The organism is Bacillus sanguinis (genome assembly GCF_018332475.1).
Taxonomy (GTDB): domain Bacteria; phylum Bacillota; class Bacilli; order Bacillales; family Bacillaceae_G; genus Bacillus_A; species Bacillus_A sanguinis.
Genome location: NZ_BOQB01000240.1, coordinates 1 through 15,485 on the forward strand (window position 1 = coordinate 1; position 15,485 = coordinate 15,485).

10 protein-coding genes are annotated in these 15,485 nt (G+C 35.0%); 2 read left to right on the forward strand and 8 right to left on the reverse strand.

Annotation, left to right across the window (positions count from 1 at the left end; translation table 11 throughout):
- Window positions 1-182 precede the first annotated feature (182 nt).
- Both KI369_RS22325 and KI369_RS22330 read right to left on the reverse strand, forming a co-directional pair.
- The gene (locus KI369_RS22325; protein ID WP_212957430.1) at window positions 183-2,564 is read right to left on the reverse strand and encodes an immune inhibitor A domain-containing protein; all 2,382 of its coding nucleotides are present in this window, start codon (window positions 2,562-2,564) and stop codon (window positions 183-185) included.
- A 258-nt stretch (window positions 2,565-2,822) separates the two neighbouring features.
- Window positions 2,823-4,484 carry an alkaline phosphatase gene (locus KI369_RS22330; protein ID WP_212957431.1) on the reverse strand — a complete coding sequence of 554 codons (1,662 nt, stop codon included), beginning with the start codon at window positions 4,482-4,484 and terminating at the stop codon, window positions 2,823-2,825.
- Between the two features lie 284 nt (window positions 4,485-4,768).
- Between KI369_RS22330 and KI369_RS22335 the strand changes: the two genes are divergently transcribed.
- Complete coding sequence (locus KI369_RS22335; RefSeq protein ID WP_000809105.1) at window positions 4,769-5,251, forward strand: DUF2975 domain-containing protein; 483 nt, start codon at window positions 4,769-4,771, stop codon at window positions 5,249-5,251.
- Between the two features lie 10 nt (window positions 5,252-5,261).
- On the forward strand, window positions 5,262-5,477 hold the full coding sequence (locus KI369_RS22340; protein WP_000974621.1) for a helix-turn-helix domain-containing protein: 216 nt from the start codon (window positions 5,262-5,264) through the stop codon (window positions 5,475-5,477).
- Window positions 5,478-5,517: 40 nt separating this feature from the next.
- On the opposite strand, the gene KI369_RS22345 is transcribed toward KI369_RS22340, so the two are convergent.
- The 6 genes from KI369_RS22345 to KI369_RS22370 form a co-directional block, all read right to left on the reverse strand.
- Window positions 5,518-5,829, reverse strand: coding sequence for a hypothetical protein (locus KI369_RS22345; RefSeq protein ID WP_212957432.1), 312 nt, complete (start codon window positions 5,827-5,829; stop codon window positions 5,518-5,520).
- A 108-nt stretch (window positions 5,830-5,937) separates the two neighbouring features.
- Complete coding sequence (locus tag KI369_RS22350; RefSeq protein WP_212957433.1) at window positions 5,938-6,324, reverse strand: DUF3887 domain-containing protein; 387 nt, start codon at window positions 6,322-6,324, stop codon at window positions 5,938-5,940.
- Complete coding sequence (locus KI369_RS22355) at window positions 6,321-7,004, reverse strand: YhfC family intramembrane metalloprotease (protein WP_212957434.1); 684 nt, start codon at window positions 7,002-7,004, stop codon at window positions 6,321-6,323. Before KI369_RS22355 ends, KI369_RS22350 begins: the two co-directional genes overlap by 4 nt.
- A 79-nt stretch (window positions 7,005-7,083) precedes the next feature.
- On the reverse strand, window positions 7,084-8,400 hold the full coding sequence (locus tag KI369_RS22360) for a GHKL domain-containing protein (RefSeq protein WP_212957435.1): 1,317 nt from the start codon (window positions 8,398-8,400) through the stop codon (window positions 7,084-7,086).
- Complete coding sequence (locus KI369_RS22365) at window positions 8,400-9,134, reverse strand: LytR/AlgR family response regulator transcription factor (RefSeq protein ID WP_212957436.1); 735 nt, start codon at window positions 9,132-9,134, stop codon at window positions 8,400-8,402. The genes KI369_RS22360 and KI369_RS22365 overlap by 1 nt, the downstream gene beginning before the upstream one ends.
- A gap of 345 nt (window positions 9,135-9,479) precedes the next feature.
- Window positions 9,480-14,339, reverse strand: coding sequence for a Cna B-type domain-containing protein (locus tag KI369_RS22370; RefSeq protein ID WP_212957437.1), 4,860 nt, complete (start codon window positions 14,337-14,339; stop codon window positions 9,480-9,482).
- Between the last annotated feature and the right edge of the window lie 1,146 nt (window positions 14,340-15,485).

Sequence of the window (15,485 nt, forward strand, 5' to 3'; positions counted from 1 at the left end):
AAAATCTCTTTTTTCTTACTCATTACTTACAAATTACTTACGGCCAAAAAAGCTTCTATAATTGGACTGATGGAACATTTCATTTATAAAAAAACAAAGAGCTGCCACAAGTCAGGTTTCACCAACTTATGACAGCTCCTCTTCATTTCATTTTATTTTATTTTATTTTATTTTATTTTATTTTAGCGATGGATCCAAACTGCACCTGCAGATTTGTCTTCCGCTTGACCTACTACTTCAAACTTCAATCCTAGTTTTGGCAACTTACGTCCAGCGTCTGGAATGACGTTATTGATGTACTGCTTAGAGTCATCAAATTTTGCAACGCCTGGTAATCCTTTATAGTCAAAGATGCCGCGAGTTGGCGAATTTACTTTCCATGCTGGCGTTTGATCAAATGAGAATGCCGCATCGGCAATTTGATAACGTGTACTACTCTTCACAGTTGGTTGTCCGTTTAATGTTCCTACGATTGCCTCTGGATGGGAATCTACTACCCCAAGGAAACCTTCACCTGGATGAACACCTACCCAGTTATCTGTAAAGCTTTGATCTGCATACCATACAACCATTCCTGTATTAAATACTGGACCGCGTGCATGTTGTAACGCCGTGTCAGAACCAGCATAATTTCGCCACTCAATATAGTAGTTATGTTTTTTCTGTTCAAATCCATTTGACACAGTAAATCCTTTTAGCGTCATTGCTGACTGGTCTTCTGCGTCATCAGAGAAAACAACTTTTCCGTCTACAGTTAATGCTGCATTGTCTAACGCAAATCCTTTATAAGCTACCGCAATATCTGTTACATACTCAAACTGTAGTTTTACTTTCTTTCCTTTGAATTGACTTAAATCGTATGATTTATCAACCCACTTACCATCCGTTGTATCTATACCGGCTTTTACATCTTTTTCGCCCATTCTATCAATTCGTGTCTTCGTTCCATCTTCTGCAACCGCATTTACGTCAAGGAAATCATACTTCGCTTCCAGTTCATAAAATGCCTTATAATCAAACTTAGCATCCGTTGCAGTCGTTAAGTCAAATACCGGTGTCTCAAGTGTTGTATGAATGTCATTTCCTTTTGTACTATAATAAAACTTCTTACCAAATGCCGATTCGATATTTTTAATATCTTTGTCTGGCAAGTTAACACGAACGATTCCTGGTCGTTTTGATTTTGTAACACTTTGATCTAAATATGTTGCAGCACCAATTCCCGTACGAAGTTTGTCATAATCTACTTCGAGGATATTCGCCCAGTTCCCCTTCATATTCTTTTGGAAAAACTCTTTATTTTGCGGTGAGAAACTTGTTGGCTCTGTTCCTGCAATTTTTCCAGCCCAGCTACCGCCACTCATAAGAGACCATGATTCAACTGGTTCACCTTGTCCTGAATACTTTGTATCATATTCATCTGGTAAGCCTAAATCATGACCATACTCATGTGCAAACACACCAACCGCTCCGTCTTCAGGCTCGATTGTATAATCATATGCAGCCATCTTTCCGCCCCAGTTTGATACATTAGATTTTGTACCATCAATCGCATATGGCTTCGATCCTAGTTTTGAGCGATGAGACCAAATTGCATCATCTTTCAATTTGCCGCCGCCAGCTTCTTGACCCACGCCCGCATGTACAACCATTAAGTGGTCAATAATTCCATCTGGCTCGTTTTTATTTCCATCACCATCTTGATCGTATTGATCAAATTGGTCATAGTCTGCTAAATTGATACCTTTTGCTACCGCTGCTTTTAATGCTTCTTTCACAAAATCACGTGGCCCTAAAGGCCCTTTATTATCATGACCAGTTCCCGCATCCGCACCATAATCTGACGCTTTTCCTGGAACAGTAAGCCATTCCGTCACAGTTCCATCAACTGTGTAGCTTCCGCCAGATTGTTCTTCATAATATTGTTTAAATGTATTAATCTTCGAACCATTAAATAACGTAAATGGCTCATCACCAAATAACATTTTTTGATAATGTTCACGATTAAAGTCCTTAGAATACATGTAACCCGGCTCTTGATCAATATTATTATGCTTAAAATCGCTAAATTCTACGAGTAAAACGAGTACTTTATCTTTTCGGACAGCTCCATTGTACTCAGCTTGCTTCGCTGGTGTAGTAGGTACTTTTCCATTTAATTTTCTAGAATTCACCCCTGCATCTTGTCCAGCAACTGGTCCTACTTCTGGCTGCTGCGCCTGTTCATTCTCCTTCATTTTTGCATCTTTTACTTTTTTCATAAAATCTGAAGCTTCTTGCGTAAGGTTATCTTCTGTCAAGATTTCTTTTCCAGGGTTTTCCCCTTTCTTTTTCTCAACATAATTTTCGACAGCCTTTGATGTCTCAGCTTGTGATGCAGATTGATCAATTACCCCCCGTTGTTTCAGCGCTTCTGCCAAACGCTCCTCAGGTATTAAATGCTCATCAATCGGTAGAGATGGTGGTGTATCAGCATAGGCTGCATGACTAAAAGCAAACGTACTACTTAGCACTGCCGCTGTTGCTAAAACTGATAATGGTTTTAACTTCTTATTCTTTTTCAATGCTCTTCCTCCCCAGTGGTTGCAAATTATCTTTTTTTGCCGATAGGAACATAATATTCGTTATAATGCGAATATTCAATATTTTTAAAAGTCTTAAATGTTGAGAAATATTTTTTGAAGGGTGAAAAACATAAAGTAGGGTACCTTTACAGAAAGTCAATTCTAGAAATTATGATTCTCTTTCCTTTTTTTCGAGTGAAATCTCACCTACACCAAAAAAGCCAATTCCTTAGTAGTAGCTAAGGAATTGGCTTTTTTTTAAAGGGAATGCTTTATGAATAAACGGCTTGCTTCTTCTGGTACATAGAACTTACCATTACTTTCTACAACAACACTTCTTAATTCATAATCTTTATTCTTAATACGAATTATATTTTTGTTAACAAATAATTGAGCTGTTACATTATTATGTTTTACTATGAGTACAGGGTTCGCTACATCAGTTTTATCTATTGTTACAGTTGCACCATTCTGCTTAAAGGCTGATTCACTCTCTACAAATAATTTATTTGTTACTTCTTCTAAGTTAAAGCCCATTGCTTTCGCCATCGTCTTTGCAACATCTGTGTTTTGGATCAAACCTGATGGCTTTTTAGGACCGTAAGAATATAAAAAAACATCCTCACCTGTATGGCCACCTGTTGTAAAGCCTATGTTTGCACGGTTAGCCAATATTGTAGTGAAAATTGGACCTATATCTATTTTCTTTTTAGCCACTTTTAATCTTTCTTTTTCATCATAAGTTAAATTGTCCAAACCGTATAATTTAGCTACATCTTCTACATTTGATAAATCAGATTTCAGTTTATTTGTAGTCCCTTCAAGTGTCATTTTCGATTTTTTCAATGGATCAATGTATGAAGAGACCGGCGTAGTATTATAACCTTTTGTCGTATTCGTGTTTCCGATAGAAATACCGCTGTTACCATGGTCAGCTACAGCTATTAACATCGTATTACCATCTTTTTTTGCAAATTGTAATGCTTTTGCTACCGCTTCATCAAATGCCAATACATCGCTAATCATCCCAATTGGATCATTCACATGAGCTGCCCAGTCGGGCTTACTTCCTTCCACAAATAAAAAGAATCCATCTTTATCTTTTGATAGTGTTTGAATTGCTTTTTCCGTCATTTGAGAAAGTGTTGGTTGCTCCGGATTTGTTGCTTCACGATCCATATCAAATGCTAAAGCATTATGTGAAAAAGAACCCCAAATTTTCTTTGATTTAGATTTCAATAATTCATGTTTCGTTTCAACGAAGTCGTATCCTTTGTTTTGAATCACCTTTACTAAATCTTCACCATCTTTTCTTTTTATAGGTAGCAGTGCCGCTTTTCCCCCGCCTAATACGACATCTATATTTTGATATACTTGTTGCTCCGCAATTACATCAAAACGCTTGCGGTTTACATGATGAGCAGAGAACCCGGCCGGAGTAGCATGCTGAATTTCAGCTGTAGCAACAATTCCAGTTGCGCGACCAGTACGTTTGGCACCTTCTAAAACATTGGCAACTGGCCGTAACTTGTCCTCTTCTTTTATTGGTTTTAAGCCGGGCGAACTTACAATAGAAGGTAATACACCTACATATCCTGAATTTGATTTATTCCCCGTCGCTAAAGCTGTAGCTGCTGGAGCTGAGTCTGTTATAGCTGATTCCGCCGAATATGTACGCACTCCTCCTGTTACCATTTCATCTAATGCAAGTGCTTTCCCTTTATACAAGCGAGCTAATGTAGTTGCTGTAGAACTTGTGCCGTCCATAACCATTATGATTACATTTTTAGGCTTCCGTTCTACTTTTTTCACTTTAGCTTCCACTGTATGATAATTCATCAAACTTTCAGTACATAACATACTTAGTGTGATTGTGCCTAATAACAGTAATCTCTTCATCTTTAAAGCTAACTCCGACATTATTGCGCCTCCATTTGTTTCACATTCATTTACATACAAAGTTCTGGTTTCCTTTTACTTTTCACAACCTATATATGTTTTATTAGTTCCCAATTCTTATAAAGCTAACAATAGTAACTTTCTCATTCATTACATGTCGGTATAGTTCATCTATCTTATAAAAAAGATTTCCCATCATTAACTTGCTTAACAACAAATCTCCAATTAAAATAAATAAAAATTTATTGTTAAACAATAAATTTCATGGTAAATTAATAAGATATTAAATAAATGAGGTGCTTTTTATGAAACAAGGATCAACACTTTTCTTAAAGACAGCTGTGATTCTAATGGGTATCCCTGTTCTTGCTATGTGCATTTTTTTAGTCCCTAACATAGGGAATTTCGCTGCTGAATTATATCCGGAAATGGCATATATTAAATATCTTGTATTTATCAATTTATACGCGACAGCAATACCTTATTACTTCGCACTGTACCAAACATTTAAGCTTTTAAACTATATTGATAAAAACAACGCATTCTCAGAGTTGTCTGTTAAAGCTTTAAAAAATATTAAGTACAGTGCACTAGCAATTAGTGTATTATATGTATTAGGTATGCCACTTTTCTATCTTGTGGCAGAGAGAGATGACGCCCCTGGTATTATTATTATTGGAATGATTATAATTTTTGCTTCAATGGTAATCGCGGTCTTTGCTGCCGTTCTCCAAAGACTATTAAAAGATGCGATAGATATAAAATCAGAAAATGATTTAACGGTCTGAGGTGAATAATATGGCAATTATTATTAATATTGATGTAATGTTAGCGAAAAGAAAAATGAGTGTAACAGAGCTTTCGGAGAAGGTTGGAATTACAATGGCTAACCTTTCGATCTTGAAAAATGGTAAAGCAAAAGCAGTCCGTTTTTCAACTTTAGAAGCCATTTGTAAAGCATTAGAATGCCAACCTGGGGATATTTTAGAATATCAACCAGAAGAAAGCGAATAAAAAGAGTCCTTCATACGAGAAGGACTCTTTTTATTGCACATTACGGCGCAAAACTAATTTGACCAGTAAACAATAAAATAATTGCAATGATCCAAAATATAAAGAATGATAAGGACAGTATTAATGAAAGAATAGCAATTCCCTTCTTCTCATTTTTTTTCGTCATCGTAATGACAGAAAGTATGATACCTCCCATTGTGAGAGCAACTGTAATATAATCTCCCACTATATTACCTGCATTGGCTATCCTTGTCGGTGTTATAAAAACGAACAGAAAACATAAAATACCGATGAGTAAAGATATGTAGCTTATTATACTGTATTTCTTTTTAGGAACTAGTTCAGTTTTCATACTAACCCACCCCTTCTATATAGCTATAAGTTCATATTAGCACAAATAACCATAATTTGGTTAAAACAAAAACAACAGATACAGCGGAGACTTCCACTGTATCTGTTGTTATTTAATAAATAAACCTGCTATTTCTTCTTTGTCATTATAAGTTATAATATACGTCCGTTGTTCCTTACTATATTTCGCTACAAGAATCACAGTATATAATCCATCTTTTTCTTCAATCGATTTCTTCTCAATTTTTTCGAACGCACCAGCTTTCTCAATTACAGGTGTAAGATCTTTCATTTTTTCTTCTGGTAATCCAGCTTTCATTTTACTATCAAATTTTTCATGCACGTCTTTATACTTCGCCTCATTTAATAATGATACAATTTCTTCCGCCTTCGGAATAAACTTTTTTGACGTACTTTCATCTACTTTATTACCGGTACATGCTGCAAGTGCAAACGCCGCAAGAGCACTTATCATAATAAGTAACATTCTTCTCATTTTAATACACCCTTTCTTTTTAAAATGATACTATAACTAAAAACGAGTAAAGCACAAATCACTATTGAAACTTCTGACATAATGATCCCGTTTTTCCCTGGTACATATAGCGATAAAATGACAGCTAATGCATTTGCAGTTCCATGGATGAGAATTGCATACACAACATAACGAAATTTCTTTTGGACGACAGCTTGCAATACGATGAAGGAAAGCCCCACATGTAATACCATCGCAAAAATACGCTCGATACCGCCGAGATAATAGCTGTCACCATTTTGGATGACTGTTTGTGATAATAATAGGGATATTACCGGGATACCGACTATCAACACCGCCTCAATACCACCATGCCCTGCTCCAAATAAAAAACCAGACTTCCAATCTCGTTGTTTCATAAAATAACGCATCGCGATAAAACGGGCCACCTCTTCAAAAATTCCAGCTGATAAACTAAGCAAAAGTACAAATAGTATAGGCTGCATAACAGAAAACATTTGAAATTTTGTGCTAGTTCCATTTACATAATTCAGTATTGGTATGCGAATCAATATTTGTGATACAACAAAAGCCAATACACCTAACATATATGGAATAGAGCGTTTCTTCCAAAAAGCATATAAAAGTGCTATAAGTGGTAAACCAAAGCTAATCATTGTTGTAAAAATAAGACCATTCATCTCGCTTCACCTCTTACTTGAATTGTATAAAATCGAGTGAAGAAAGTATGTAGTTATTTCTTATTCGGTTTCATTTTCATCATAAATGGTCATTTAATATGAAGGTTTGGGTGAAATATGGACGTATATAACTTGTTTCTAACGTCGCATTATTTGTTTTATTTATGATACGTTTTAACGAAAATAACCCGTATCCTCTAGCCCCTTCTTTACTTGAATGGCTTTTCTCATAAATTTTTTGTAAATCAATCTCTTCACTCTTAGAACTATTACGCACGATAAAATATTGTCGTGAATCCATTTCAAAGAATGCGATTTGCAATATCTTTTCTTCACTATGTGTCGCTTCTTCAATTGCATTGTCTACTAAAACTGAAATGATGCGAATAAATGAAATAATCGTCATCAAAACACTTTCAATGTTCTCTGGTATATCGAGCATTACTTTTATTTGTTGCTGCTGGGCAGTGCTAACTTTTGCTCTTAATACGCTTCTTACTTCAGGAATTTGTATGCGAGATAATTTTACGATATCAAGTTCATGATCATTTATTGTTTTTAATGTGGGAGCTATAACGTCATAATACACTTGCTCAATTTCTTTCACATTTTTTGTACGTATTCCCTCTTCTAACGATAGTAATAGATTCATATAATCATGACGGAAACTAGCAAGCTCATCATGCATATCCTCTAATTTCTCCACATAATCTAATAACTCTTTATCCAAACGTTTTTCATGCTCTTCTCGTAACTTTTCTTTCGATAAGTGTGAGCTTATAAGCACAATGATTAGTAATAATAAAAATATAATAATCGCTGAAATATAACTTACTTCACTGTATTGTTGATTTAATTGTGCTAAAAAATCAGTTGATGGCTGAGTTAAAATTAGTTCAATAACAAATCCGATAATTAATAATATATAAGTTACATAGTATAACGGACTACCTACTATATATTGAGCGATTTTTTGAATTCTTTTACGCGCTACTAAAATACCGATAAAGGTAAGGATTGATACGATAAGATGAATCATGCTACCAGTCCATAAATATAAATTGAATGGCGTTAACATAAAGATTTTCATTCCTAAATCGAAAAGCAACATTTTCACTAACGTTATTATCACCATACTCACTAGTGCAAAATATACATTATGCTTAAATTTCAATTCATTTTGCATTAATCCTAAACTTATTAAAAATAATACAATCGTACTATTCAACTCTGGATATCTCGTTACTGTTACGACTATAGCAAGTAAAATAATGAATACTGCACTTAAAGCTATTAACATTCTAACTGACAATCTGTTGTACCGGATTAATTGTATGTATAAAAAAGTATGACACATACTAGTAAGCAGTATTGCAAATAAATCATAAATATACATTACATCTCACCCTTTAACATGTTACGTACTTTACTCACTAAACGACGTGATACCGGAATACGTTTCCCACTTTTTAAAACTATCATTTTTTGCTTCGCATCGTAAGAAAACATCTGCTTCGTATTCACGATATATGATTGATGACAACGAAATAAACGTTCATCTATTATTTCAATTTCCTTTAAAGTTCCATAAAAATAAACGATTCGATCTAACGTCACTAATGCTAAACGGTGCGGTTCATCAGTCATAACATATTCAACTTCATGAAAAGGAACCCGCACAGTGGCATTACTATTTTCAACGATAAAGTCATCGGACGGAATAATATGCTTATTTCTTGCTTCATATTGAAGTAAACATTGTTCAAAAACTTTATATCTCTCCTCATATGGCAACCCTTTATCAATAAAAGTTAATGCTGATACCATATATTGATATGAAATAGGTGCAAATTCAGAATGTGTCGTTACAAACACAATAATTCCTTGCGTATCATACTTTCGTATTTCTTGCGCCACGTGTAACCCTTTCCGTTCTTCCCTTTTAATCTCTATATCTAAAAAGTAGATTGGGACATAAGTCGCCTTAGGAATATTAGTAATGATCTTTTCGCTTTTACTAGTTACCTCAATAAAATCAAAAGGCAACATATATTTCTCGCAAATCTCTTCAACTAACCGCTTCATTTGCTGCGCTTGTATGACATCATCTTCTAAAATGAAAATACTCATGTAATCACTCGCTTTATAGAAATCTATTATTAGAATAACATGATTAATTACAAATACTGAATAATATTACCTAAATTTCCATATTGAATAATAGTTAAGCCTTCTATATTTATAAAAAATATACAGTGGGATTATTAATAAATAAGGATTTGAATGAAAACATATTCTATAAGTACCTTAAAAATAATTCAATTAATGCAATAAAATGTTTGATATTCATACCTATATTATCCATTTTATCAGAATTAGTTCATATATAATTATTTTCACTAGATAAAAAATAACCCGAGTTATGACTGTGTAATTTGTCAATCACTCGGGTTATAGAAATATGAGATATATTAATTAATTATTTAATTTTTTTCGAGTAAATATAAATCCTCCTAACACTAAAAGCAAAATACCTCCAGTAAATGAAATGAATTCCTTCCAGATTGTTCTCCCGGTATTAGGAAGTAACGATGTTTTTTGATCACTTTCTTTTGTAGTCAGTTCCCCTACATCACCCTTTTGAGACGTATTTTCTTTAGGAACTACTACCGATTCACCTTTGATTTTTGTATTTGTGATATTATAACCGTTTACTTCTGATTGATACCCATCAACTGGATGTTCTTTCACTTCATATTTGTAGGTTTTTCCTTCGGCATCGGACGTAGCTAAGTCTGTAAATACGTATTTCCAATCACTGGCTACGCTCACTTCTTGTGTTGCGATAATTTTACCATTTTGTAGTAAATCTACTTTTATTGCTTCCGGACGATCTTTTGCGTTATCGTCTTTCCACGTTTTCGTTCCTTCTACTTTTGTTTGACCTACTTTTGTATTTGTGATGTCATAACCTTCTACTTTTGATTCATATCCCGCTACTGGTTGTTCTTTCACTTCATACTTGTATGCCTTTCCTTCGGCGTCATATGCCACTAAATCTGTAAATGTATATTTCCATTCTGTTGCTTCACTTACTTCTTTTGTATCAATTACTTTGCCGTTTTGTAAAAGGTCTACCTTTATCATTTCCGGACGATCTTTTGCGTTATCGTCTTTCCACGTTTTCGTTCCTTCTACTTTTGTTTGGCTTACTTTTGTATTTGTGATGTCATAACCGTTTACTTTTGATTGATATCCAGCTACTGGTTGTTCTTTCACTTCATACTTGTATGCCTTTCCTTCGGTATCATATGACGCTAATTCTGTAAATGCATATTTCCAATTCGTTGCTTCACTTACTTCTTGCGTTGCGATGACTTGACCATTTTGGATTAAATCTACCTTGATTGTTTTCGGACGATCCGGTGAATTGTTATCCTTCCACGTTTTCGTTCCTTCTACTTTCGTTTGGCCTACCTTCGTATTTGTGATGTCATAACCGTTTACTTCTGTTTGATATCCTTCGACTGGTTGTTCTTTCACTTCATACTTGTATGCCTTTCCTTCTCCATCGTACGCCGCTAAGTCTGTAAATGCGTATTTCCAATTTGTTGCTTCACTTACTTCTTGCGTTGCGATGACTTGACCATTTTGGATTAAATCTACCTTGATTGTTTTCGGACGATCTGGTGAATTATTATCGTTCCATGTTTTTGTTCCTTCTACTTTCGTTTGGCCTACCTTCGTATTTGTGATGTCATAACCGTTTACTTCTGTTTGATATCCTTCGACTGGTTGTTCTTTCACTTCATACTTGTATGCCTTTCCTTCGGTATCATATGACGCTAATTCTGTAAATGCGTATTTCCAGTCATTTTTTGCACTTACTTCTTGTGTTGCGATGAATTGACCATTTTGGATTAAATCTACCTTGATTGTTTTCGGACGATCCGGTGAATTGTTATCCTTCCACGTTTTCGTTCCTTCTACTTTCGTTTGGCCTACCTTCGTATTTGTGATGTCATAACCGTTTACTTCTGTTTGATATCCAGCTACCGGCTGTTCTTTCACTTCATACTTGTATGCTTTTCCTTCTCCATCGTATGCTAATAAATCGGTAAATGCGTATTTCCAACTTGTTGCTTCGCTTACTTCTTGCGTTACGATGGCTTTACCGTTTTGTAAAAGGTCTACTTTGATCTTTTCTGGACGATCTGGTGAATTATTATCCTTCCACGTTTTCGCTCCTTCTACTTTTGTTTCACCTACTTTTGTATTTGTGATGTCATAACCGTTTACTTCTGTTTGATAACCATCTACCGGCTGTTCTTTCACTGTATAGATGTAAGCTACCCCGTTCGCATCGTATACTTGGAGTCTTTCAAATGTATACATCCAGTTTGTTTTCGCTGTTACTTCTTTCGTGTCTATTACTTTACCATTTTGTAATAAGTCTACCTTTACTACACTTGGACGATCCGGTGAATTGTTATCCTTCCACGTTTTCGTTCCTTCTACCTTTGTTTCGCCTACTTTTGTATTTGTGATGTTATAACCGTTTACTTCTGTTTGATATCCTTCGACTGGTTGTTCTTTCACTTCATACTTGTATGCTTTTCCTTCTTCGTCGTATGCCGCTAAATCTGCAAATACGTATTTCCAACTTGTTACTTCGCTTACTTCTTTTGTTTTGATGACCTGACCATTTTGAAGTAAGTCTACTTTGATTGTTTTTGGACGATCTGGTGCATTATTATCGTTCCATGTTTTCGTTCCTTCTACCTTTGTTTCGCCTACTTTTGTATTTGTGATGTCATAACCGTTTACTTCTGATTGATATCCTTCGACTGGTTGTTCTTTCACTGTATAGATGTAAGCTACCCCGTTCGCATCGTATACTTGGAGTTTTTCAAATGTATACATCCAGTTTGTTTTCGCTGTTACTTCTTTTGTGTCTATTACTTTACCATTTTGTAATAAGTCTACCTTTACTACACTTGGACGATCCGGTGAATTGTTATCCTTCCATGTTTTTGTTCCTTCTACTTTTGTTTGGCCTACCTTCGTATTTGTGATGTCATAACCGTTTACTTCTGTTTGATATCCATCGACTGGTTGTTCTTTCACTTCATACTTGTAGACTTTTCCTTCCCCATCGTACGCCGCTAAGTCTGTAAATGCGTATTTCCAATTTGTTGCTTCACTTACTTCTTGCGTTGCGATGACTTTTCCGTTCTGTAGAAGCTCTACTTGGATTTTTTCCGGACGATCTTTTGCGTTATCGTCTTTCCATGTTTTCTTTCCTTCTACTTTTGTTTGGCCTACCTTCGTATTTGTGATGTCATAACCATTCACTTCTGTTTGATATCCATCTACTGGTTGTTCTTTCACTTCATACTTGTATGCTTTGCCTTCTCCATCGTAAGCTGCTAAATCTGCAAATACGTATTTCCAACTTGTTACTTCGCTTACTTCTTTTGTTTTGATGACCTGACCACTTTGAAGTAAGTCTACTTTGATTGTTTTTGGACGATTTGGTGAATTATTATCGTTCCATGTTTTTGTTCCTTCTACTTTCGTTTGGCCTACCTTCGTATTTGTGATGTCATAACCGTTTACTTCTGTTTGATATCCATCTACTGGTTGTTCTTTCACTTCATACTTGTAGACTTTTCCTTCCCCATCGTACGCCGCTAAGTCTGTAAATGCGTATTTCCAATTTGTTGCTTCACTTACTTCTTGCGTTGCGATGACTTTTCCGTTCTGTAGAAGCTCTACTTGGATTTTTTCCGGACGATCTTTTGCGTTATCGTCTTTCCATGTTTTCTTTCCTTCTACTTTTGTTTGGCCTACTTTTGTATTTGTGATGTCATAACCATTCACTTCTGATTGATATCCTTCTACTGGTTGTTCTTTCACTTCATACTTGTATGCTTTGCCTTCTCCATCGTAAGCTGCTAAGTCGGTAAACGCATATTTCCAATTCGTTGCTTCACTTACTTCTTGCGTTGCGATGACTTGATCATTTTGTAAAAGGTCTACTTTGATCGTTTTCGGACGTGCGTGTGAATTATTATCGTTCCATGTTTTCATTCCCACAATGGATGTTGTTTTCATTTCATTCGAAATTGGCAATTTAACTCCATTTACAGCATTTGCTTTAACCTCAAAGTTTACCTTTACTTGTGGATCAAACGTAACATAGTCTGGTGCCGAAACTTCTTGTACATAATATTTACCTGGTTGTAAATTAGAAATTTCAATTATCCCTTGACCATTTGTTGTATGTTTATCCCCAATTTGTTCTCCCGACTCTTGAAACAACTTAAACGTAACATTCGGGATTACTTTTTCTTCATGACCTTTAATGTACTTAACAATTCTTAACGTTCCTTTTCGAGGTAAATCACCTTGAGCGCCGCCTTCTGATGTTATGTTTTTAACCTTAGCACTTCCAGATTCAGAAACTGGTTGTTTATATAACACTTGATAATCCACTTGATAATCATTCTTAAAAAACTCTTTTGCTTTCCCGCTATCCGTTATAGTAGCTTTATAATAAACTCCAAAAGATTTAGCACTGCCAGCATTCTTATAAATTACGATTTTAAATGCATTATCCCCGTTAAATTGAACAAACCCATACCCTTGCTCTTGAAACTGCTGAACCGATAGTCGTTCGTTATTATTAACTGTTATTTCAAAACTATCTTTAATTAATGTTTGTCCCTCTTCTAAACTATCAGAAACAACAATATCGCTACCTAAGTATTCTTTATTTGAGTTAATCCCTAGAAACCAACGTACCCTATCAGTAGCTTCCGGAAGAATATCACCTGTTTTATAAAAAAACGGATACTCTCCAGGACTTGTACCACCACTTGGTCCTTTAATTGTAACGGATTGTTTCTCTAGATTTGTTCCTAAATTTGTTTCAATTTCTTTTGTTTGATCTACTTCTACATTAGTAGCTTGAACTGTAAAGTTAAAATGGCCTCTAATATTATGAAGTTTCTCAACCACATCATTAAATGAACATGTAACATTACTAGAATTAACTTTACACGTAGCAAAATTATTACCTTGCTCATCATTTAATGGGATCGTTGCATTAAACCCTTTTAGTTCTTTTGGAAGTGCTAACGTTAAAGTATCTCCAGACTTCATATTATTTCCCGATTTATCGCTAAAGGTTACGTTTATTCCAGTACGTTCTCCATATCTTAGTTCTGTTTTGTTAATTGAAAAGCTATCCACAAAATCTGTTGTATTTAACTCTTGTGCATTTGCTATTATAGGTAATAAACTCTGACCAATTGTGAACAGCAATATCATCAAAATCGAAAAAATCGAAGTTACTTTTTTAAAATAATAGTAATAGGTAAACCTTTGATACTATCTCCAGCTTTTCCCCTACCCCACACCGTGCATGCAACTTTCATCGCACACGGCGTTCCATCTAATGAAAGAACTGCCTATCACGCTCTTTTTATTAGACTTAGGGCCTTCCCTCCACTCTTTATTATCAGAGTTTCATTGGTAATACACCCCTACTGCCATCCCTATTCATAACTCTTTCACAGCTTAATATATATCTGATTCCCAAGTTATTACTAAATCGTTAGGGACTTCTGACGTTCCGAAACTGTTAGGTATATAAAACTATACTTAGATTCTACCTTTACCCCGATTACCACTTAAAATTCAGTTAAAACAACCCTTTAGCTTTATCCATCACAAACTGTATGATATTTGCTTTGGAGATAATATATTTTCACCCATTTCTAGGAATTGATTTACGAGGTGTACATTCGGTAGTTCGTCATTGATTACTCAAATTCTAATCATATATAGCTCCCTATCCGCATCACTTTCGCAGTATGTTTAACCTTTCCTCAGCATAATCTGTTAGGGCTACTCGATGCGACTTCCCCCCGCTTCACACACATTTGTTGCCAATCATGCATGAGGGAGTATTAATAGCCATCTAGTCATGGGATTTATTTGGGTATCCCACCGTGGTCTCACAGTTCCAGTTGTAACTGACAACCGTTAGTCCAGACAATCCCTCGATTATGAAATCGATTTCTGCCTAACGTCACGCACCATACTTAATCTCTTCTCCTATTTCTTGCATCCTTATTTTAATTTAAAGTAGCAATTGTTATTTAGCTCATATTAGGGGAGTTTTTAGCCCCTAATCAAAATATTAAACTCTTATCCTAAAATTAAATGAATCGTTTCATTCGTTTTCATTGTGATTACACTATAAATACCAAATATTAATTCTGTATTTTTTATACTGATTATTCACATATATTAATACCTCGAGAATATCCAGATTTTCAAAATTGTTATACCATTATTCTATTATTTTGGTATTATAGTTAAGGAATTACAAAACTATTTTATTTAAAGCAATAGCTACTGCTTTTTAGATTACTCTATTGAAATTAATATATTTTTATATAAAGCGCTTTA

Excerpts from the sequence above, each read along its gene's own strand:
- KI369_RS22360 (WP_212957435.1), bottom strand. The coding sequence starts at position 8,400 with ATGTATATTTATGATTTATTTGCAATACTGCTTACTAGTATGTGTCAT.
- KI369_RS22340 (WP_000974621.1), top strand. The coding sequence starts at position 5,262 with ATGGCAATTATTATTAATATTGATGTAATGTTAGCGAAAAGAAAAATG.
- KI369_RS22350 (WP_212957433.1), bottom strand. The coding sequence starts at position 6,324 with ATGAGAAGAATGTTACTTATTATGATAAGTGCTCTTGCGGCGTTTGCA.
- KI369_RS22355 (WP_212957434.1), bottom strand. The coding sequence starts at position 7,004 with ATGAATGGTCTTATTTTTACAACAATGATTAGCTTTGGTTTACCACTT.
- KI369_RS22370 (WP_212957437.1), bottom strand. The coding sequence starts at position 14,339 with ATGATATTGCTGTTCACAATTGGTCAGAGTTTATTACCTATAATAGCA.
- KI369_RS22365 (WP_212957436.1), bottom strand. The coding sequence starts at position 9,134 with ATGAGTATTTTCATTTTAGAAGATGATGTCATACAAGCGCAGCAAATG.
- KI369_RS22335 (WP_000809105.1), top strand. The coding sequence starts at position 4,769 with ATGAAACAAGGATCAACACTTTTCTTAAAGACAGCTGTGATTCTAATG.
- KI369_RS22330 (WP_212957431.1), bottom strand. The coding sequence starts at position 4,484 with ATGTCGGAGTTAGCTTTAAAGATGAAGAGATTACTGTTATTAGGCACA.
- KI369_RS22345 (WP_212957432.1), bottom strand. The coding sequence starts at position 5,829 with ATGAAAACTGAACTAGTTCCTAAAAAGAAATACAGTATAATAAGCTAC.